This window comes from Mesorhizobium sp. BHbdii (genome assembly GCF_053848045.1).
Window position 1 is genome coordinate 63,845 of the sequence record NZ_JBSPKX010000007.1, and the last position, 17,535, is coordinate 81,379.

19 protein-coding genes are annotated in these 17,535 nt (G+C 63.2%); 13 read left to right on the forward strand and 6 right to left on the reverse strand.

Features of this window, described 5'->3' with window-relative positions; all coding sequences use genetic code 11:
• Positions 1–102: 102 nt before the first annotated feature.
• From sppA to ACWTU8_RS27295, 11 genes are all read left to right on the forward strand, one after another.
• Positions 103–1,056: a signal peptide peptidase SppA gene (gene sppA, locus ACWTU8_RS27245; protein WP_455850579.1), complete on the forward strand. Its 954-nt coding sequence runs from the start codon at positions 103–105 to the stop codon at positions 1,054–1,056.
• Positions 1,057–1,126: 70 nt separating this feature from the next.
• Positions 1,127–1,411 carry an integration host factor subunit beta gene (locus ACWTU8_RS27250; protein ID WP_006200394.1) on the forward strand — a complete coding sequence of 95 codons (285 nt, stop codon included), beginning with the start codon at positions 1,127–1,129 and terminating at the stop codon, positions 1,409–1,411.
• A gap of 69 nt (positions 1,412–1,480) precedes the next feature.
• The gene (locus tag ACWTU8_RS27255) at positions 1,481–1,813 is read left to right on the forward strand and encodes a LapA family protein (RefSeq protein ID WP_029348180.1); all 333 of its coding nucleotides are present in this window, start codon (positions 1,481–1,483) and stop codon (positions 1,811–1,813) included.
• A 94-nt stretch (positions 1,814–1,907) separates the two neighbouring features.
• The gene (gene lhpI / locus ACWTU8_RS27260; protein WP_455850580.1) at positions 1,908–2,888 is read left to right on the forward strand and encodes a bifunctional Delta(1)-pyrroline-2-carboxylate/Delta(1)-piperideine-2-carboxylate reductase; all 981 of its coding nucleotides are present in this window, start codon (positions 1,908–1,910) and stop codon (positions 2,886–2,888) included.
• 193 nt (positions 2,889–3,081) lie between these two features.
• Positions 3,082–3,567, forward strand: coding sequence for a hypothetical protein (locus ACWTU8_RS27265; RefSeq protein WP_029348184.1), 486 nt, complete (start codon positions 3,082–3,084; stop codon positions 3,565–3,567).
• Positions 3,568–3,657: 90 nt separating this feature from the next.
• Positions 3,658–4,692 (forward strand): class I SAM-dependent methyltransferase, encoded by a 1,035-nt coding sequence (locus ACWTU8_RS27270; RefSeq protein WP_455850581.1) that lies wholly within the window; start codon positions 3,658–3,660, stop codon positions 4,690–4,692.
• Positions 4,692–5,549: a TrmH family RNA methyltransferase gene (locus tag ACWTU8_RS27275; protein WP_455850582.1), complete on the forward strand. Its 858-nt coding sequence runs from the start codon at positions 4,692–4,694 to the stop codon at positions 5,547–5,549. Before ACWTU8_RS27270 ends, ACWTU8_RS27275 begins: the two co-directional genes overlap by 1 nt.
• A gap of 8 nt (positions 5,550–5,557) precedes the next feature.
• A complete protein-coding gene (gene lspA / locus ACWTU8_RS27280; protein ID WP_455850583.1) occupies positions 5,558–6,058 on the forward strand; it encodes a signal peptidase II in 501 nt (166 codons plus the stop codon).
• A gap of 51 nt (positions 6,059–6,109) precedes the next feature.
• Complete coding sequence (gene acuI / locus ACWTU8_RS27285) at positions 6,110–7,099, forward strand: acrylyl-CoA reductase (NADPH) (protein WP_455850584.1); 990 nt, start codon at positions 6,110–6,112, stop codon at positions 7,097–7,099.
• A 110-nt stretch (positions 7,100–7,209) separates the two neighbouring features.
• Complete coding sequence (locus ACWTU8_RS27290) at positions 7,210–9,498, forward strand: response regulator (RefSeq protein ID WP_455850585.1); 2,289 nt, start codon at positions 7,210–7,212, stop codon at positions 9,496–9,498.
• Between the two features lie 177 nt (positions 9,499–9,675).
• Positions 9,676–10,551 carry a GNAT family N-acetyltransferase gene (locus tag ACWTU8_RS27295; protein WP_164784066.1) on the forward strand — a complete coding sequence of 292 codons (876 nt, stop codon included), beginning with the start codon at positions 9,676–9,678 and terminating at the stop codon, positions 10,549–10,551.
• Positions 10,552–10,623: 72 nt separating this feature from the next.
• On the opposite strand, the gene ACWTU8_RS27300 is transcribed toward ACWTU8_RS27295, so the two are convergent.
• Together ACWTU8_RS27300 and grpE are read right to left on the reverse strand one after the other, a co-directional pair.
• Positions 10,624–11,256, reverse strand: a complete 633-nt coding sequence (locus ACWTU8_RS27300) for a trimeric intracellular cation channel family protein (protein WP_455850655.1) — start codon at positions 11,254–11,256, stop codon at positions 10,624–10,626.
• Between the two features lie 114 nt (positions 11,257–11,370).
• Complete coding sequence (grpE, locus tag ACWTU8_RS27305; protein ID WP_455850586.1) at positions 11,371–12,006, reverse strand: nucleotide exchange factor GrpE; 636 nt, start codon at positions 12,004–12,006, stop codon at positions 11,371–11,373.
• Positions 12,007–12,244: 238 nt separating this feature from the next.
• Between grpE and ACWTU8_RS27310 the strand changes: the two genes are divergently transcribed.
• Positions 12,245–12,481, forward strand: a complete 237-nt coding sequence (locus ACWTU8_RS27310) for a hypothetical protein (protein ID WP_455850587.1) — start codon at positions 12,245–12,247, stop codon at positions 12,479–12,481.
• A 144-nt stretch (positions 12,482–12,625) separates the two neighbouring features.
• Positions 12,626–13,648 (forward strand): fatty acid desaturase, encoded by a 1,023-nt coding sequence (locus tag ACWTU8_RS27315; RefSeq protein ID WP_065010144.1) that lies wholly within the window; start codon positions 12,626–12,628, stop codon positions 13,646–13,648.
• Between the two features lie 135 nt (positions 13,649–13,783).
• Here ACWTU8_RS27315 and ACWTU8_RS27320 read toward each other — a convergent pair whose 3' ends face one another.
• The 4 genes from ACWTU8_RS27320 to ACWTU8_RS27335 form a co-directional block, all read right to left on the reverse strand.
• A complete protein-coding gene (locus ACWTU8_RS27320) occupies positions 13,784–14,404 on the reverse strand; it encodes a DJ-1/PfpI family protein (RefSeq protein WP_455850588.1) in 621 nt (206 codons plus the stop codon).
• A gap of 138 nt (positions 14,405–14,542) precedes the next feature.
• Positions 14,543–15,079: a DUF934 domain-containing protein gene (locus ACWTU8_RS27325; RefSeq protein WP_455850589.1), complete on the reverse strand. Its 537-nt coding sequence runs from the start codon at positions 15,077–15,079 to the stop codon at positions 14,543–14,545.
• A gap of 27 nt (positions 15,080–15,106) precedes the next feature.
• Positions 15,107–15,871: a phosphoadenylyl-sulfate reductase gene (locus tag ACWTU8_RS27330; RefSeq protein ID WP_065010146.1), complete on the reverse strand. Its 765-nt coding sequence runs from the start codon at positions 15,869–15,871 to the stop codon at positions 15,107–15,109.
• Positions 15,846–17,516 (reverse strand): nitrite/sulfite reductase, encoded by a 1,671-nt coding sequence (locus tag ACWTU8_RS27335; RefSeq protein WP_455850590.1) that lies wholly within the window; start codon positions 17,514–17,516, stop codon positions 15,846–15,848. Before ACWTU8_RS27335 ends, ACWTU8_RS27330 begins: the two co-directional genes overlap by 26 nt.
• Positions 17,517–17,535 lie beyond the last annotated feature (19 nt).

The window sequence follows — 17,535 nt, forward strand, 5'->3', positions numbered from 1 at the left end:
GGACGTCGAGACCTGACTTTGGCGCAAGCTCGTCAGGAATCGGTAGCCGGGCGCGGATGGTTGCTTTAAAAGCATCTGCTTCCACCGACTATGAGGCTGACCATGGCACTGAGAGCCGACGACCTGATCGACCGCCGCCGCTTGCGCCGTAAGCTGACATTCTGGCGCGTTGCAGCGCTTGTTGTCGCAGCAGCCGGGCTGATTGCCTTTTCGAGCTGGATTTACGGTGACGACTTCACCGGCACGGCGGTCGACCATATCGCCAAGGTCAAGATCGAGGGCACCATCACCGAAGACGAAGACCTGATCAAACAACTGGAGACCATCCGTCAATCCTCGAGGGTGAAAGCGGTGATCCTGTCGATCGATTCACCGGGCGGCACCACCGTCGGGGGCGAATCGATCTACGAGGCAGTGCGCAAGCTGGCCGCCGAGAAGCCGGTGGTGGCCGAGGTCGGCACGCTGGCCGCATCGGCGGGCTATATGATCGCCACCGCGGCCGATCATATTGTCGCGCGCAAATCGTCGATCGTCGGCTCGATAGGCGTGCTGATCCAGTATCCGGACGTCAGCGGCCTTATGGACAAGCTCGGCATCAAGCTCGAGGAAGTGAAATCCTCGCCGCTGAAAGCCTCGCCATCGCCTTTCAAGCCGACCAGTGACGACGAGCGCACCATGGTCCGCAAGCTCATCCTGGACAGCTACGACTGGTTCGTCGGCGTCGTCGCCGAGCGCCGCAACATGACCAAGCCGGAGGCGCTGGCCCTGGCCGACGGGTCGATCTTCACCGGCCGGCAGGCTGTTGCCAACAAATTGATCGACGCCGTCGGCGGCGAGACCGAAGCGATCGATTGGCTCGCGACCAAGGGCGTCGACGCCAAGCTCAAGGTGGTGGAGTGGAAGGACGCGGAAAGCAGCGGCTTCCTGTTCTCGAAAGCGATGGCGCGAACCATCGGCGGTGCGCTCGGCCTGCCCGACTATGGCGGCGAGATCATTCACGAACTTGGTGCCGACCGCTTGTTTCTTGACGGTCTCGTTTCCGTCTGGCACCCTTGAGACGAGTGAAAAAAGCAAATAAAATCATCCTCATAATTTTGACTGCTGTGTTTTCACGGGGAGCCTTCTCATGATCAAATCCGAACTTGTGCAGATCATCGCCACACGCAACCCGCACCTTTTTCTGCGCGACGTCGAAAACATCGTCGGCGCGATTTTCGACGAGATCACCGACGCGCTTGCCGAAGGCAACCGGGTCGAGCTGCGCGGTTTCGGTGCTTTCTCGGTGAAAAACCGCCCCGCCCGCACCGGCCGCAACCCGCGCACCGGCGAATCCGTCGAGGTCGAGGAGAAATGGGTGCCGTTCTTCAAGACCGGCAAGGAATTGCGTGAAAGGCTGAACGGCGGCAAATAGGCGCCGCGCGAGCTCGTGCCGGCCTTTTCAGTAGGCCTGCGGTAGAGCCCGCCTTCGACAGGAAATTCCATGTTCAATCGCCTCATGCTCATCGTGGTCTTCGTACCGCTGGCCGTCATTCTGATCGCGCTGGCGGTCGCCAATCGCGATCCGGTTGCCTTCACCCTGGATCCGTTCAACCCCGGCAATCCGGCGCTAACGATGACGCTGCCGCTTTTCATCTTCCTGTTCCTGGCTCTCGCCATCGGCATGATCGTCGGCAGCCTGGCGACTTGGGTCAAGCAGGGCCGCTATCGCAAGCTGGCGCGCCAGCGCGGCGTCGAGGCCGAAAACCTGCGCCAGGCAGTCAGCCGCGCACCGGCTGCGCCACAAGGCCCCGCCTTGCCGAAGCCGACCAGCTGAGCCAACACAGCGCCGCACGTCCTTTGGGACGCGCAAAGGACGCTGCACCATTTTCGGTTATGCGTTAGGCGTTTTTCTCTCCATGGAGTTTCCCATGCTGACCATTTCGGCGGCCGAGGTCGATCACGCGCTGACCTTTCCTGGCCTGGTCGAGACGCTGCGCGCGGCCTTTCGCGATGGCGCGGTACAACCGGTCAGGCATCACCATACGCTCGAACGGCCCGACGGCGCGGCCTCGACGCTGCTCCTGATGCCTGCCTGGACCGACTTCAATGCGGCCGGCACGTCGGCAGGCGGCCATATCGGCGTCAAGATCGTCACGGTGTCGCCCGACAACAACACCATAGGCAAACCCGCTGTGATGGGGCTTTACCTCCTGCTCGACGGCGCGACCGGCGAGCCTGAAGCCATGATCGATGGCCAGCGGCTAACGCAGTGGCGCACGGCCTGCGCCTCGGCGCTGGCCGCTTCCTATCTGGCCCGCGAGGACGCTGAGCGGCTGCTGGTGGTCGGCGCCGGCGCGCTGTCGCCGTTCCTCGCCAGGGCGCATTCAGCGGTGCGGCCGATCACCGCAATCCGCATCTGGAACCGGACACCGGCCAATGCCGAAAAGGTTGCGGCGGAATTGCGCGCCGAGGGCTTTGCGGCCACCGCCGCGAGCGATCTCGACGCCGAAATCGGCCAGGCCGACATCGTTTCGTCGGCGACCATCACGACCACGCCGCTGATCAAGGGCGCGCTGTTGAAGCCGGGCACCCATGTCGATCTGGTCGGCGGCTTCACGCCGGTCATGCGCGAAAGCGACGACGATGCGATTGCGCGTGCTCGCGTCTACGTCGATACCCGGGCAGGCGCCGCCAAGGAGGCGGGTGATATCGTCCAGCCGCTGGCCTCGGGCGTGCTGAAGCCGCAAGCCATCGTCGCCGACCTGCATGAATTGGCACGCGGCCAGAAGAAGGGCCGGCAGAGCCCCAGTGAGATCACGCTGTTCAAATCGGTCGGCGCAGCCCTCGAAGACCTCGCCGCCGGCATTGCGGTGTACAAGGCGCTGAGAAGTAGGGAAGTAGGGAAGTAGGGAAGTAGGGAAGTAGGGAAGTAGGGAAGCCATACCAATCGTGCGGCTTCGTGCCAGTCATATTTCCCCTATTCACTTTACTCCCTTACTCCCTTACTCCCCTACTCCCCTACTCCCCTACTCCCCTACTCCCCTACTCCCCTGTTCCCGATCGGCGGGAACGTCTCCGGCGTCGCACCGTTGTTCGGGCGTTATGGAGATACGCGGGTTCCTGTTGTTCTGGTCCATCTTGGCCGCCGTCATGGCGGCGCTCAGCCTTGGACCATCCTTCGCCCATGTTCTCGAATCGGCTCCTCGGCTGACGAAGTGGTCACCTTCTCTCTGGCGCGAGACGACTGTTTTCAAGGCCCAGTTCCAGCTGTTTGCCGTCATTGGCGCGCCACTGGACGTGGCCGCGATCGGCTGTCCGGGACTTCTCGCATGGATGCTGCGCAATGATCGTCCGGCGTTCTGGTATGCGTTGGCCGCTGCCGTGCTCTATGCGGTGTCTCTTGCGATGTGGTTTGCTCTCGTCAAGCCGGCGAACGATATTCTGGCCACCTGGGTGCCTGGACCGATCCCGGAAAATTTCGAAGCGATCCGACTGCGCTGGGAAACCGGCCATATGATCGTCGCCGGCTTCAAGGCCGTCGGTTTCGTATCGCTGATTGTCGCCCTGCTTTGGATCAGGCGCGGCTGACCGTTTCGGAAAATGTCCAGCGACCGCGTTTGTTGCACCGGTGAATGTGCTGTGGCAGAAGCGGGCCAAGTCGCCCCGGAGATGCTCTTCTTGAAACCTTTTCGCGACAAACGCCGCGACAGCCGCTCGCATCAGCTCGCAAAGGGCGGGGCGGAACAGGCGCCGCGCGCAACCGGCACAGCATCGGGCAACCGCACCGCGCCGCGCGTCCTTTCCCGCCGCGACGGCGCGCTGCCCGCCGAACACCTGCCGCTGATCCTCGAAGTGGCGCCCAACGCCGACTATGCGCTGCTCGACAGCGGCGCCGGTCAAAAGCTCGAGCAGTACGGGCCCTATCGCATCGTCCGGCCCGAAGGCCAGGCGATCTGGCAAAAAGCGTTGCCGGCCGAAAACTGGGACCGCGCCGACGCCATTTTCACCGGCGACACCGACGAGGAAGGCATCGGCCGCTGGCGCTTCCCCAGGACGCCGCTCGGCGAGACCTGGCCGATGAAGCATGACGGCATCGACTATCTCGGCCGCTTCACCTCGTTTCGCCATGTCGGCGTCTTCCCCGAGCAGGCCTCGCACTGGGACCACATGGCCGGGCTGATCGCGGCGGCGAAGCGGCCGGTCAAGGTGCTGAATCTGTTCGGCTATACCGGCCTTGCCTCGCTGGTGGCGGCGCGCGCCGGCGCCGAGGTCACCCATGTCGACGCGTCCAAGAAGGCGATCGGCTGGGCTAGGGAGAACCAGGTGATGGCGGGCTTGTCGCAAAAGCCGATCCGCTGGATCATCGACGACGCCATGAAATTCGCCGAGCGCGAGGAGCGCCGCGGCAGCCGCTACGACATCATCCTGTTCGATCCGCCCGCCTATGGCCGTGGCCCCAAGGGCGAGGTCTGGCAATTGTTCGAGGACCTGCCTGATCTGACCGACCTCTGCCGCTCGATCCTGACGCCGAAGCCGCTTGCTGTCGTGCTGACCGCCTATTCGATCCGCGCCTCCTTCTTCGCCATCCATGCCTTAATGCGCGACACTTTCGCAGGCATGGGCGGCACGGTCGAATCCGGCGAACTGATCATCCGCGAGAAATCCGCCGGCCGGGCGCTGTCGACGTCGCTGTTCTCGCGCTGGGTGGCCTGATGAGCGAGCGGCACGCCGGCGCGCCAGGGCAGGTGAAAGAGGTCACCAGCCTCGCCAATCCGTTGATCAAGGACATCAAGGCTCTCGCCCTGAAGAAATTCCGCGACCAGCAGAACGCCTTCATGGCCGAGGGGCTGAAGCTGGTCATCGACGCGCTCGACCTCGGCTGGTCGATCCGGACGCTGGTCTTCGCCAAGGCCGGACGCGGCAACGCGGCAGTCGAAAAGGTCGCGGCGCGCACGGTTGCCGCCGGCGGCACCGTGCTCGAAGTTTCCGAAAAAGTGCTCGTTGCCATCACCCGCCGCGATAACCCGCAAATGGTGGTCGGCGTCTTTTCGCAGAAGTTCCTGCCGCTGAAGGACATCCGTGTTCGAGACGGCGACGTCTGGGTGGCGCTCGACCGCGTGCGCGACCCAGGCAATCTCGGCACAGTTATCCGCACCGTCGATGCCGTTGGCGCCAAGGGCGTCATACTGGTCGGCGAGACCACCGATCCTTTTTCCGTCGAGACCGTGCGCGCCACCATGGGCTCGATCTTCGCCGTGCCGGTCGCCAAGGCGACGCCGGACGCCTTCCTCGCGTGGCGAAAAAGCTTTCCTGGCCTCGTTGCCGGCACACATCTGAAAGGTGCGGTCGACTACCGTTCGGTCGACTTTTCCAAAGGCCCGGTGCTGCTGATGATGGGCAACGAACAGCAGGGCCTGCCCGACAGCCTAGCCGAAAGCTGCGACAGATTGCTGCTGATTCCACAGGCCGGCCGGGCCGATTCGCTCAATCTCGCGGTGGCCACCGGCATCATGCTGTTCGAGATCCGGCGCGGCGCGCTGAAATTTGCCCCGGAGGACGCCAGACCGTGACATCCCAAATGGTGAAATCCCAAACGGCAAAATCGTGGTTCCCCTACATCCTGCTGGTCGCCGCCGCGATAGCGCTCGACCAGTGGGTGAAATATCTGGTCGAGACCGGCCTCGCCTTCCAGGAAAAGGTCGATCTTGTGCCGTTCCTGGCATTGTACCGCACCTACAACACCGGCATTGCCTTCTCCATGTTTTCGTCCTTCGGCGACACCGGCCTGGTGGTCATCGCCGCTTTCGTCGTCGCATTCGTGCTCTATCTCGCGGCCCGCACTCCGCCCGGCCACGTGCTTACCCGCATCGGCTTTGCGCTGATCGTCGGCGGCGCGCTCGGCAATCTGTTCGACCGCGCTACCTATGGTCACGTGATCGACTACATCCTGTTCCACACCCCGGTATGGTCCTTTGCCATCTTCAACCTCGCTGATGCCTTCATCGCGGTCGGCGCGGTGGTGGTCGTCTTCGACGAACTCCTCGGTTGGCGGCGCGAGGTCAAGCCCTCAAGCGATTGACCTGGCCTTCTGCCGCCATACAGTGGCATTCGAAAAGCCCGAGGAGAAGACATGCCCGAAACCTTCAAAGCCATCCTCGTTTCGCGCGATGCCGAGAAGAAGCAGTCGGTCGCGGTGACCGACCTCACCGAGGCCGACCTGATGGAAGGCGATGTCACCGTCGCCGTCGAGGCGACGACGGTGAACTACAAGGACGGCCTCGCCATATCAGGCAAGGCGCCCGTGATCCGCCGCTGGCCGCTGGTGCCGGGCATTGATTTCGCCGGCACCGTCATCTCGTCTTCCCATGCCGACTGGCGCAAGGGGGACAAGGTCATATTGAACGGCTGGGGCGTCGGCGAAACGCATTTTGGCGCCTATGCCGGGCGCGCCCGAGTCAAGGGAGACTGGCTGGTGCCGCTGCCTCAGGGCATGAGCCCGCATGATGCCATGGCGATCGGCACCGCAGGCTACACCGCCATGCTTTGCGTCATCGCGCTGGAACGGCACGGCATCGTGCCCGATCGCGGCCCGGTGGTGGTGACGGGCGCGGCCGGCGGCGTCGGCTCGGTCGCGGTCTCGATCCTGTCCAGCCTCGGCTATCATGTCATCGCCTCGACCGGCCGCAGCGCTGAAAGCTCCTACCTGATCGACCTAGGTGCTGCGGAGGTGATTTCGCGCGACGAGTTTGCCCAGCCGGCAAAGCCGCTCGCCAAGGAACGCTGGGCCGGCGGCGTCGACGCGGTCGGCAGTCACACGTTGGCAAACGTCCTTTCGATGACCTCCTATGGCGGCGCCGTCGCCGCCTGCGGCCTGGCAGGCGGCATGGATCTGCCAGCGAGCGTCGCCCCGTTCATCCTGCGCGGCGTTTGCCTGCTCGGCATCGATTCGGTGATGGCGCCAAAGCCGGTCCGCATGGAGGCGTGGCGCCGCATCGGCACGGACCTCGACCTCCAGAAGCTCGCCAGCCTGTCCACGACCATCGGCTTTGACGGCATCATCGACGCCGCGCACAACATCGTCGAGGGCAAGATCCGTGGCCGCGTAGTGGTGGATATGTGAGTTCTGGCGTCTGCCGTTTTGCACGAAAGAAAGGCAAAAACCGCGCGACCGATAAAATTCGAACGATCCGCCGCAATTTTCCATAATCTCTGTCTGGCAAGGGTTTCCGCATGGTCACGGAATCCGCCATCAGAGAAACGGAGAGCACCGAAAGCGTCGACGCGATCGGCCCGGAGGCGCCAAGGCGGCAGCATATCGCAGCGCCGCCACTGGCGCCCGAACTGCCCGCCGCCAATCGCGAAAGCCTGCCATTCCTGACGCTCGTCGCCATCGTCGTGCTGGCAGGGCTGTCGCACCTGACCGGCGCGCCGATCTTCATCACCGTTGGCCTTTTGGCGACTGGCATGGCCGGTCTCGCCGTGCATCTGCGTGCCAGGCGCACGGTGCGTCGCACGGTTGCCATCCTTGGCGAGACCGCAGCTCGCAGCCGCGCCGAGGTCGAGACCCTGGCCGACCGCATGTGGGAGATGCAGGAGAGCGAGGAACGCTTTCGCGGGCTGATCGACGCGCTTGGCGATCTCGTCGTCCACCGCGACCGTGACGGCCATATCGTCTATGCCAACAAGGTTTTCGCCGATCTTGTCGGAGCCGACCAGCGCGATCTTGCCGGCAGGACCCTGGCCGAACTCGGCATCGACGTCGGCATCGTTCCCGATGCCGCTTTTTCCGACCACGAATGCCTGAGCTCCACCGACGTCGCCATTAGCACGCCGAGCGGCCCGCGCTGGTTCTCATGGATCGAACTGTCCGTGCGCGACAAGGACAGCGGCGCCGTCTCGCATCGCGCCATCGCCCGCGACATTACCGCCCGCAAGCACGCCGAATCGTCGCTGATCACCGCCCGTGAGCGAGCCGAATACGCAAGCCAGGCCAAATCGCGCTTCCTCGCCACCGTCAGCCATGAGATCCGCACACCGATGAACGGCATCATGGGCATGGCCAGGCTGCTGGCGGACACCAATCTCTCACCCGAACAACGGACCTATGTGGGCGCCGTCTCGACCTCGGCCAGCGCGCTGCTGGCGCTGATCGAAGATCTGCTCGACTATTCCAAGATCGAGGCCGGCCGCTTCGATCCCGAACCGCAGCCAATGTCGGTGCGCGAGATCGCCGACAACATCGTCGAACTCTTGGCGGCGCGCGCCTTCGCCAAGAATATCGGCCTTGGCTGCCATGTCGAACCCGACGTGCCGCAGATGATCACCGCCGATCCAGGAAGGGTCAGGCAGGTGCTGCTCAACTTGATCGGCAACGCGATCAAGTTCACCGACAGCGGCGGCGTATTGGTGAGCATCGCTCGTGCCTGCACCGAAACCACCGACCGCATATGCTTCACCGTCGCCGATACCGGTCCCGGCCTGCACGAGGACGATATGGAGCGCATCTTCGAGGAATTCGAACAGGCCGATGGCACGTCGACCCGCGCGCATGGCGGCGCCGGGCTCGGTCTTGCCATTTCCAAGCGCCTGGTGATCGCCATGGGCGGCACGATTTCGGTTTCGAGCCGGCTCGGCCAAGGCTCCGAGTTCGTCTTCGATATCCCTGCAATATCGGCCACCGAGCCGCCGCAGACCCGCCAGAATGTGCTGTCAGGGCAGCGCGCGGTGATACTGTCGAAGAACGCCATCGAAGCCGACGCCATCGCCCGCACCATCCGTGCCAATGGCGGCATGGTCGATCTGGCCGCGACCGACGCCCAGGCAGCGTCCTTCGCAGAAGGCTGCGACGTGCTTCTGGTCGATGCGGCCATGGAGGAGGGCGACGGCAGGTTGCTAAGGCGCCTTCGCCAGAGCGGTTTTGCCGACTGCGAGGCGATCACGCTGATCGCGCCGACCGACCGCGGCATGCTGGGCGAGTTCCGCGCCAGCGGCTACGCCACCTTCCTGGCAAGGCCGGTGCGTGGCGAGACGCTGTTGCGCGTGCTTTTGACCAGCGGCGTACCCGCCCTCACCCAGCCACAGCCGGAAAAGCGCGGCGCACCATCCGTCCGCGCCATTGCCAACCGCCAGCAGGGCCTGTCGGTGCTGATCGCCGAGGATAACGACATCAACGCCATGCTTGCCCGCGCCACGCTTCTGAAGGCCGGGCATCGCGTGAAAGTGGTCGGCGACGGCAAGGCCGCCGTCGAGGCAGTCACTGGCACCGGCCACAAGCACCGCTTCGACGTGGTGCTGATGGACCTGCACATGCCTGTCATGGACGGGCTGGACGCCATCGCCGCCATCCGCCGGCATGAGGAGGAAACCGCCGTGGCGCCGGTTCCGATCATGGTGCTGTCGGCGGACAGCCAGGAAAAGACCCGCCACGCAGTGCTTGCCCACGGCGCCAGCGGCTTCGTCACCAAGCCGCTCGACCCCGACGCGCTTGTCCATGCGGTCGAGGGCCAGGTGGCCGCGTGATCCGCCGGCTGTCCTTCCTGGCTCCCGCGGCGTAACATAGCCGGTTGAAGGATTACCCAGCCGACGAAGTATTGCCCGCAGCACCGTATCACGGTACTGTCACAATCCTGTTGCACCTACACCGTATCCCCGTGCCAAGAGGGATGGCTCGAAGGAGAATCACTCGTGCATACAGTTATGCCGGAATGTGACGCTCGGCCGAACGCCAGCGGTGCTTTGCTCACCGGGCGGAACGTCGATGCCGTCACAAAAGGCGAAGCGCTCGGCCGTATCGGCAACCTCGAAGTGCGGCTCGCCCGCAACGAGGCCGAGATCGCCGCCGCGCAGGAAGTGCGCTACCGGGTGTTCTATGACGAGCTTGGCGCCAGGAAGAACCTGTTCCAGGTACAGGACCGCCGCGACGCCGACCATTTCGATCCGCTTTGTGATCATTTGCTCGTCTTCGACACCTCGCTGTCCGGTCCCGAGCATCGCCGCATTGTTGGCACCTACCGCCTGCTGCGGCAGGAAATCGCGGCAGCGGCCGGCGGCTTCTATTCCGAGGGCGAATTCGAGCTGACCAATCTTATCGCCCGCCACCCCGGCCAGCGTTTCCTCGAGCTCGGCCGCTCCTGCGTCTTGCCGGAATACCGCTCGAAGCGCACCATCGAGGCGCTTTGGCAAGGTATTTGGGCCTATATCAACCATTACGGGATCGGCGTGATGACCGGTTGCGCGTCGTTCCACGGCACTGTGCCGGCGGCACACGCCGAAGCGCTGACCTATCTCGCCCATCACTGCCGGACGAATTCGGCCTGGGACGTGCGTGCGGTCGCCGGGCGCTATTGTTCCATGGATTTGATGCCGATCGAGGCGGTCAATGCCAAGGCCGCGATCGCGGCGATGCCGCCGCTGGTCAAGGGCTATCTGCGCGTCGGCGCGCGCATCGGCGACGGCTGCGTCATCGATCGCGAATTCTCGACGGTCGACGTGTTCGTGGTGATGCCGGTCCAAGAGATCGGCGCCCGCTACGTCAACTATTATGGCGGGGAAGCCCAGCGCTTCGCCGCTTGAGATTCCAGTGAATAGCGAGTAGCGGGAGTTCCTCCAATTCGCTGCAGATTGTTATCGCTACTCGCTCTCATTTCATGGAATATCTTCCGGTCGCCGACCAGGCCTGCTCTTGTAGGACGGAAAGGCCCAGCCGAATTTGAGCGCGCCGCCACGCACGCAAAAAGCAGCCATGAAGCCTGCCAGGCCCGAGGCGAGCGGCGGCAGTCCGGCGAGATCGCCGAGCGTGTAGAGAGCGGCGCCCGCAAGTGCTGCGGTAACGTAGATCTCCGGTCTCAACAGCACTGAAGGCTCCCCGGTCAACAGATCGCGAAGGATGCCGCCAAGGGTGGCGGTGAGCATGCCGGTAACGATCGAAACCGCCGGCGAGCCGGTGATCGCCAGCCCCTTGGCCGCGCCCATCACCGAAAAGGCGGCAAGGCCGATGGCGTCTAGCCAGAGCAGCAATTTGTAGCGGGATTCGACACGGTGTGCGCTGAAGAAGACCAAGACCGCCACCGCCGCGCAGATCAGCACATAGTCGCGGTTTCCGACCCAGAACACCGGCACGTTGAGGATGACGTCGCGAAACGTGCCGCCACCGATGCCGGCGACGCTGGCCAGGAACAGGTAACCGATAATGTCGAGCTGTTTGCGCGAGGCGGCCAGCGCACCGGTCGCCGCAAAGACGGCGACGCCGGCATAGTCGAGAAGCTCGATTGGGTTCAAGGACATGGTGGAGTAAGGGAGTGGGTGAATAGGGGAGTATGAATAGCATGAAGCCGCACGATTGGTACGGCTCCTCTATCAAGTCCCTTACTACCCTACTCCCTTACTGCCTAATCACGCATCCTTCTCAGCTTGCTCATTCACCGGCCCTGGCTCGACCGGCGCTTCACCAGCCACATGCTTGGGACCGCCCTTGGCAACGCCGACCATGGCCGGCCGCAGCACCCGCTCGCCGATCGAATAGCCTGGCTGCACGACCTGGACCACGGTGTTGGCCGGCACATCCGGATTGGGCACCTCGAACATCGCCTGGTGGAAATTCGGGTCGAATTTCCCGCCTTCCGGCTCGAGCTTCTTCACCCCGTGCCGCTCCAGCGCCGATAGCATGGCGCGTTCGGTGAGCTCGACACCCTCGATCAGCGCCTTGAAGCCGGCATCGCCCGCCGCCTTGGCCTCAGCCGGAATCGCATCCAGCGCGCGGCGCAGATTGTCCGACACCGACAGCATGTCACGGGCGAAATTGGCAACGGCGTAGGCACGCGCGTCGTGCACATCGCGGGCGGTACGGCGGCGCAGATTCTCCATCTCGGCGGCGACGCGGAGCGCGCGGTCCTTCAACTCGTCGTTTTCCTTCAGCAGCCGCACAAGCGCCTCGTAGTCGCCGTCGACGCTGCCTTCCGTATGTTCGGTAGCAGCCCCGGTGGTCTCGGCTTCATCGGGCGCGCGTTCGTCTTTTGCCTGGTCGCTCATCGCCATTTCCCGTCATTTCGAATGGTGTGGATTTTGTGCCCGATATCGAGGTTTGTCGGCCAAAAATCAAGTGGCAAGCGATACCGGAGGGGCCGCTGGCGCTTCGACGACGCATCATGAAGACCTTTCGATATTAATTCAAATTTTACTGTAACCGCCGGCTTTGCTTGCCAAGATGCTGCGTTGGGGGAACCATTCGTCTGCTGGAAGAGTTTCGAAGCCGACACAGGATTTTGAGATGATGACCCGCAACGACGGCGACCGTAACAAGAATGACGCCCGCAACAATGACGAAAGACGTGAAAGGCTCGCGGCCGGCATCAGGCGCCAGTTCGGCTCCGAGGCAACGATGCGCTTTCTGCGTGCGCTGCCGGCGTTCCGGACGGAGAACGACATTCCCGATCGTTTCAGGGAATTGCTCGACCGCCTGGACGGCATCGAGATCAGCGTAGCCGCCCGTGGCCCCCGGCGGTAGACCAACAGTTTCGCCTGTCGTTGCGTGCCGCCGGAAGTATGCCCTCCCACATTGCAGCACCTTACGCGTCGCGCGACAATTACCCGCAGTAACTTGGCGTGATCCCTGCCTTGCGGCGCCGGAATGGTCTGTCTATGCTTCCTGATGAACATGATTTCCCCCGAAGCTGTGGCGAACAGCAAACGTGCCTGGTTGAAGATCCTGGCGCGCTACAAGAAACCCGACAGGCGGCGCAGCGCCGTCGAACTTGCCATCACCCTCATTCCCTTTGCCACGCTGTGGGCACTGTCCTCAGTTGCTTATGCCCATGGTCATTGGTGGGGTCTGATCCTCATACTTCCGGCCGCCGGCTTTCTGGTGCGGATCTTCATGATCCAGCACGATTGCGGCCACGGTTCCTTCTTCGCCAACCGCACCGCCGACGACTGGATCGGCCGCGGCCTGGGCATCCTGACCTTGACGCCCTACGATTGCTGGCGACGTGCCCACGCAACCCATCACGCCAGCGCCGGCAACCTCGATGAGCGCGGCACGGGCGACATCAGGACGCTGACTGTCGCCGAATATCGGCAAATGTCCTGGCGGGGCCGCCTTGCCTATCGTCTCTATCGCCATCCGCTCGTCATGTTCGGCCTCGGCCCCATTTGGCTTTTCATCTTTGAGCAGAGACTGCCGGTCGGCATGATGCGAGGCGGCCTCACGCCCTGGGTGTCATCAATGGCAACCAACGTGGCCATCGCGGTCGCCGCCGCCGCCCTCGTCTGGTTCGTCGGCCTCGAAGCGTTCCTGGTTGTCCACTTACCCATCGTCGTTCTGGCCGGTTCCGCCGGCATCTGGCTGTTTTACGTCCAGCACCAGTTCGAGGAAACCGAGTGGGCAAAGGACTCCGAATGGGAGTTTCAGCACGCGGCCCTGCACGGCTCGTCCTATTATGACCTGCCGCCGGTGCTGAACTGGTTCACCGGCAATATCGGCGTGCATCACGTGCACCACCTCTCCGCCAAGGTGCCGTGCTATCGACTGCAGGAGGTCCTGAGGGACTATCCGGAACTGCGCGAAATCGGCCGTGTCACGCTTCTGGAGAGCCTGCGCTGCGTCAAGCTGGCGCTGTGGGATGAGAACCGCAGCAAGCTGGTATCGTTTCGCGAAGCGCGGATGACTGCGTAACGCATGACCCCGAATCGATTTTCGGAAAGGATCATGCGTGGAATCAAAGTGCTACAGCGTCCTTTGCGCGTCCCAAAAGGACGCGCGGCGCTGTAGAGCCGCCGCACGACAAATGCGGCGGTTCCCAAGCCTTGCTTAAGCCGCCTTGCGTTCGTCGCGCATCAATATCTCGCCGTGGCGGATCTCGGTGCCGAGCACCTTCAGGCATTCGCGCATGAAGGCGGCGAGACCCGGCCAGCCCTTGGCCGATACCAGATTGCCGTCGACATGGGCGCTGGTCGGCGCGACATCGATGTAGGTGCCGCCGGCGAGCGTGACTTCCGGCTCGCAATACTGGAGCGCCGCGACTTCCCTGCCGCGCAGCACGCCGTCGACCGCCATCAGGATCTGCGCGCCATGGCAGATGGTGAAGATCGGCTTGCCGGTCTCATGGAAATGCCGCACCAGCGCCTGCACGCGCTTGTCGATGCGGATATATTCCGGCCCGCGCCCGCCCGCCGCATAGACGGCGTCGTATTCGGCCGGATTCACCTCGGCAAAGGTCTTGTTGAGGATGTAATCGTGACCAAGCTTTTCCGTATAGGTCTGGTGGCCCTCGAAGTCGTGCAGCGACGTCTTCAGTATGTCGCCCGCCTTCTTGTCCGGACACACGACGTGAACCGTGTGGCCGACCGCATGCATGGTCTGTTCAAAGACGAAAATCTCGTATTCCTCGCTGAACTCGCCAACGAGCATCAATATCTTCTTACCAGCCATTTCCGGTTCCTCCCTTGGTGGCCATATTTATTTCGGAGCACGAAATAATGAGCCTATCCTAAGGGCAGGACACCGAAAATAAAAGACTGAATCTGAAGGTGGTCCGACCAGATGCGGCGATCTGCCCGGCGCAGGCGATCAGCCGGCGCGCACCCGCCGCCAGGAATATTTAGGGCCTTTGGCCTCCGGCCTCTCGGTCGGCTGATAATACAGCGGCAGACCGCCGGTGCGGCCTTCCTCGAGCCGTTTCAAAAGCACCGGATGCGACACTTCGAACTCGTCGAAGCCGAGGCGCAGCATATGCGGCAGCTGGTCGACCAGAACTTGCCCGGTTGCGCGGACCGCGCCCTCGAAATGGTAGCGGCTGCGCAGCAGTTCTCCCTTTGAGAAGGAACGGCCGTCACTGAAAGCCGGGAAGGCCAACGCCACCAGCGATATCTCGTCGAGCAGGTCGGCGATCTTTTCGAGCTGGTCGCCGGGCTGAAGCAGGACGCCCAGACGTTCCTTCGCCGACCGGCGCACCGCTGGGTCGAGGTTGAGAAACGCCTGCAGCGACAGGATGAAGCGGCCATTGCCGGACAGTGCGTCTGCACTTTCGGCATGGGTCCACTCGTCCTCGCGAAAACCCTTCGGGGTCCAGAGGCGGGTAATAGTCTCTGGCGTTAGTTCGGTCATCAAAAATTCCTAAAGCTCAAGAAGATCCTAAAGCGAGGCGTCGGTCAGCGACTTCTCCAGCCCCGACAAATGGATGCCGCACTCGGTCTTGGCGTGCCCTGCCCAGCGGCCACTGCGCGCGTCCTCGCCCGGCTGCACCGGCTGCGTGCACGGGAAGCAGCCTATCGACAGATAGCCATAGGCGACCAGCGGGTTCTCGCGCAGCTGATGCTTGCGCATGTAGGCGGCCTGGTCCGATGTCGTCCAGTGCGCCAGCGGATTGATGCGGATGCGCGAACCGACCGCCTCGAACACCGGAAGTGCTGCCCGCGTGGTCGCCTGAAAACGCTTGCGGCCGGTGAACCAGGCGCGGAACGGCTCGACGCCGCGCGCCAGTGGCTCGACCTTGCGGACGTCGCAGCAGGCGTCGGTGTCGGTCTCGTTCAGATTGCCGGTCGGATCGATCCGTTCCAGCGCTGCTTCGTCCGGCGTGATCACCCGGATATCGGTCAGTCCGAAATCGGCAACGAGCGCGTCGCGATAGCCGAGCGTCTCCTCGAAATGCTTGCCGGTGTCGAGGAAGATCACCGGCAACGTCCGGTCGATCTTGGCGATCATATGCAGCAGCACCGCCGAATCCGCGCCAAAGGACGAAACTGCGGCGATTTCGCCGCGAAAGAACTCCCGGGCCGACCGCTCGATGATCTCAAGCGGCTTCAGATGACCATAGAGCGCATCGAGCCCCGCCGCTTCGGCGGCGATGCCGGCCTCGACGTCGACGATACGATCAAGCGGCCTTGGCTTCGCCAGCATAGAGCGCCTCCTTGAACGGCGCGGGACCGACACGGCGGTAGGCGTCGATGAATTTTTCGTTTCTGTCGAGCCGGAGGCCGAGATAGGTCTCGACGATCTGCTCGATGGCGTCGGTGATCTCTTCCGAACTGAAGCCGCGGCCGATGATCTCGCCGACCGAGGTGTTCTCGTCGGCCGAGCCGCCGAGTGTGACCTGATAGAGTTCGGCGCCCTTCTTTTCGACCCCGAGGATGCCGATATGGCCGACATGATGATGGCCGCAGGCGTTGATGCAGCCGGAAATCTTCAGCTTCAATTCGCCGATCTCGCGCTGCCGCTCAAGCGAAGCGAAACGAAGCGAGATTTCCTGTGCCACCGGAATGGAACGCGCCGTGGCCAGCGCGCAATAATCGAGGCCGGGGCAGGAGATGATGTCTGATATCAGGTTGGAATTGGCCGTCGCCAGTCCGATCTCGACCAGAGCGTCATAGACCGCCTTGAGGTCTGCGCGCGCAACATGCGGCAGGATCAGGTTCTGCTCGTGGCTGACGCGCAACTCGTCGAAGGCATATTTCTCGGCAAGGCCGGCGACCGTTTCCATCTGGCTGTCGGAGGCATCGCCCGGCGCTTCGCCGATGCCCTTGAGCGAAATGGTCACGGCGGCATAATCAGGATGGCGGTGGGTCACCACGTTCTGATCGAGCCATTCCGAAAAGCTCTTGGAATCGAGGCGGGCGAGCTTGACCACCTCGTCGCCTTCCGGCCGGTCGGCCAGCGCCGGCGGCGCGAAATAGGCATCGATGGCGCGGATGTCGGCTTCCGGCAGCTTCAGATCCGCCTCTTTCAGCTCCTGCCATTCGGCCTCGACCTGACGGGTGATCTCCTCGACGCCGGTCTCGTGGACGAGGATCTTGATGCGCGCCTTGTATTTGTTGTCGCGGCGGCCGTAGAGGTTGTAAACGCGCAGGATCGCCGTGCAGTAGGACAGAAGGTCCGCCTCGGGCAGGAAGTCGCGGATCTTCTTGGCGATCATCGGTGTACGGCCCTGACCGCCGCCGACATAGACGGCAAAACCGAGTTCGCCGGCAGCGTTTTTCTTCAAATGCAGGCCGATGTCATGCGTCTGGATGGCGGCGCGGTCGCGCTCGGCCCCGGTCACCGCGATCTTGAATTTTCTCGGCAGGAACGAGAACTCCGGATGCACCGACGACCATTGGCGCAGGATTTCCGCATAGGGGCGCGGATCGGCGACCTCGTCCGCGGCGGCACCGGCAAAGTGGTCGGCGGTGACGTTGCGGATGCAATTGCCGCTGGTCTGGATGGCGTGCATTTCCACACTCGCCAGATCGGCCAGGATCGCCGGAATGTCCGACAGCGCCGGCCAGTTGAACTGGATGTTTTGGCGCGTCGTGAAATGGCCGTAGCCCTTGTCGTATTTGCGGGCGATGTGGCCGAGCATGCGCAGCTGCTTGCTGTTCAGCGTGCCGTAAGGCACCGCAATGCGCAGCATGTAAGCGTGCAATTGCAGGTAGACGCCGTTCATCAGCCTCAGCGGGCGGAACTGATCCTCGGTGATCTCGCCAGCAAGCCGCCGCGCGACCTGATCGCTGAACTCGGCGACGCGGGCCTGGACGAAATCGTGATCGAACTCATCGTAACGGTACATGTCTGGTCTTTCCGGGCGC

What these genes read in the sequence shown, in the direction of transcription:
- lhpI (WP_455850580.1), top strand. Translation starts at nt 1,908, where the DNA reads ATGCTGACCATTTCGGCGGCCGAGGTCGATCACGCGCTGACCTTTCCT.
- ACWTU8_RS27320 (WP_455850588.1), bottom strand. Translation starts at nt 14,404, where the DNA reads ATGGCTGGTAAGAAGATATTGATGCTCGTTGGCGAGTTCAGCGAGGAA.
- ACWTU8_RS27295 (WP_164784066.1), top strand. Translation starts at nt 9,676, where the DNA reads ATGCCGGAATGTGACGCTCGGCCGAACGCCAGCGGTGCTTTGCTCACC.
- ACWTU8_RS27315 (WP_065010144.1), top strand. Translation starts at nt 12,626, where the DNA reads ATGAACATGATTTCCCCCGAAGCTGTGGCGAACAGCAAACGTGCCTGG.
- ACWTU8_RS27310 (WP_455850587.1), top strand. Translation starts at nt 12,245, where the DNA reads ATGATGACCCGCAACGACGGCGACCGTAACAAGAATGACGCCCGCAAC.
- ACWTU8_RS27290 (WP_455850585.1), top strand. Translation starts at nt 7,210, where the DNA reads ATGGTCACGGAATCCGCCATCAGAGAAACGGAGAGCACCGAAAGCGTC.
- lspA (WP_455850583.1), top strand. Translation starts at nt 5,558, where the DNA reads ATGGTGAAATCCCAAACGGCAAAATCGTGGTTCCCCTACATCCTGCTG.
- ACWTU8_RS27335 (WP_455850590.1), bottom strand. Translation starts at nt 17,516, where the DNA reads ATGTACCGTTACGATGAGTTCGATCACGATTTCGTCCAGGCCCGCGTC.
- ACWTU8_RS27330 (WP_065010146.1), bottom strand. Translation starts at nt 15,871, where the DNA reads ATGCTGGCGAAGCCAAGGCCGCTTGATCGTATCGTCGACGTCGAGGCC.
- ACWTU8_RS27325 (WP_455850589.1), bottom strand. Translation starts at nt 15,079, where the DNA reads ATGACCGAACTAACGCCAGAGACTATTACCCGCCTCTGGACCCCGAAG.
- acuI (WP_455850584.1), top strand. Translation starts at nt 6,110, where the DNA reads ATGCCCGAAACCTTCAAAGCCATCCTCGTTTCGCGCGATGCCGAGAAG.
- sppA (WP_455850579.1), top strand. Translation starts at nt 103, where the DNA reads ATGGCACTGAGAGCCGACGACCTGATCGACCGCCGCCGCTTGCGCCGT.
- ACWTU8_RS27275 (WP_455850582.1), top strand. Translation starts at nt 4,692, where the DNA reads ATGAGCGAGCGGCACGCCGGCGCGCCAGGGCAGGTGAAAGAGGTCACC.
- ACWTU8_RS27265 (WP_029348184.1), top strand. Translation starts at nt 3,082, where the DNA reads ATGGAGATACGCGGGTTCCTGTTGTTCTGGTCCATCTTGGCCGCCGTC.
- ACWTU8_RS27255 (WP_029348180.1), top strand. Translation starts at nt 1,481, where the DNA reads ATGTTCAATCGCCTCATGCTCATCGTGGTCTTCGTACCGCTGGCCGTC.
- ACWTU8_RS27250 (WP_006200394.1), top strand. Translation starts at nt 1,127, where the DNA reads ATGATCAAATCCGAACTTGTGCAGATCATCGCCACACGCAACCCGCAC.
- grpE (WP_455850586.1), bottom strand. Translation starts at nt 12,006, where the DNA reads ATGAGCGACCAGGCAAAAGACGAACGCGCGCCCGATGAAGCCGAGACC.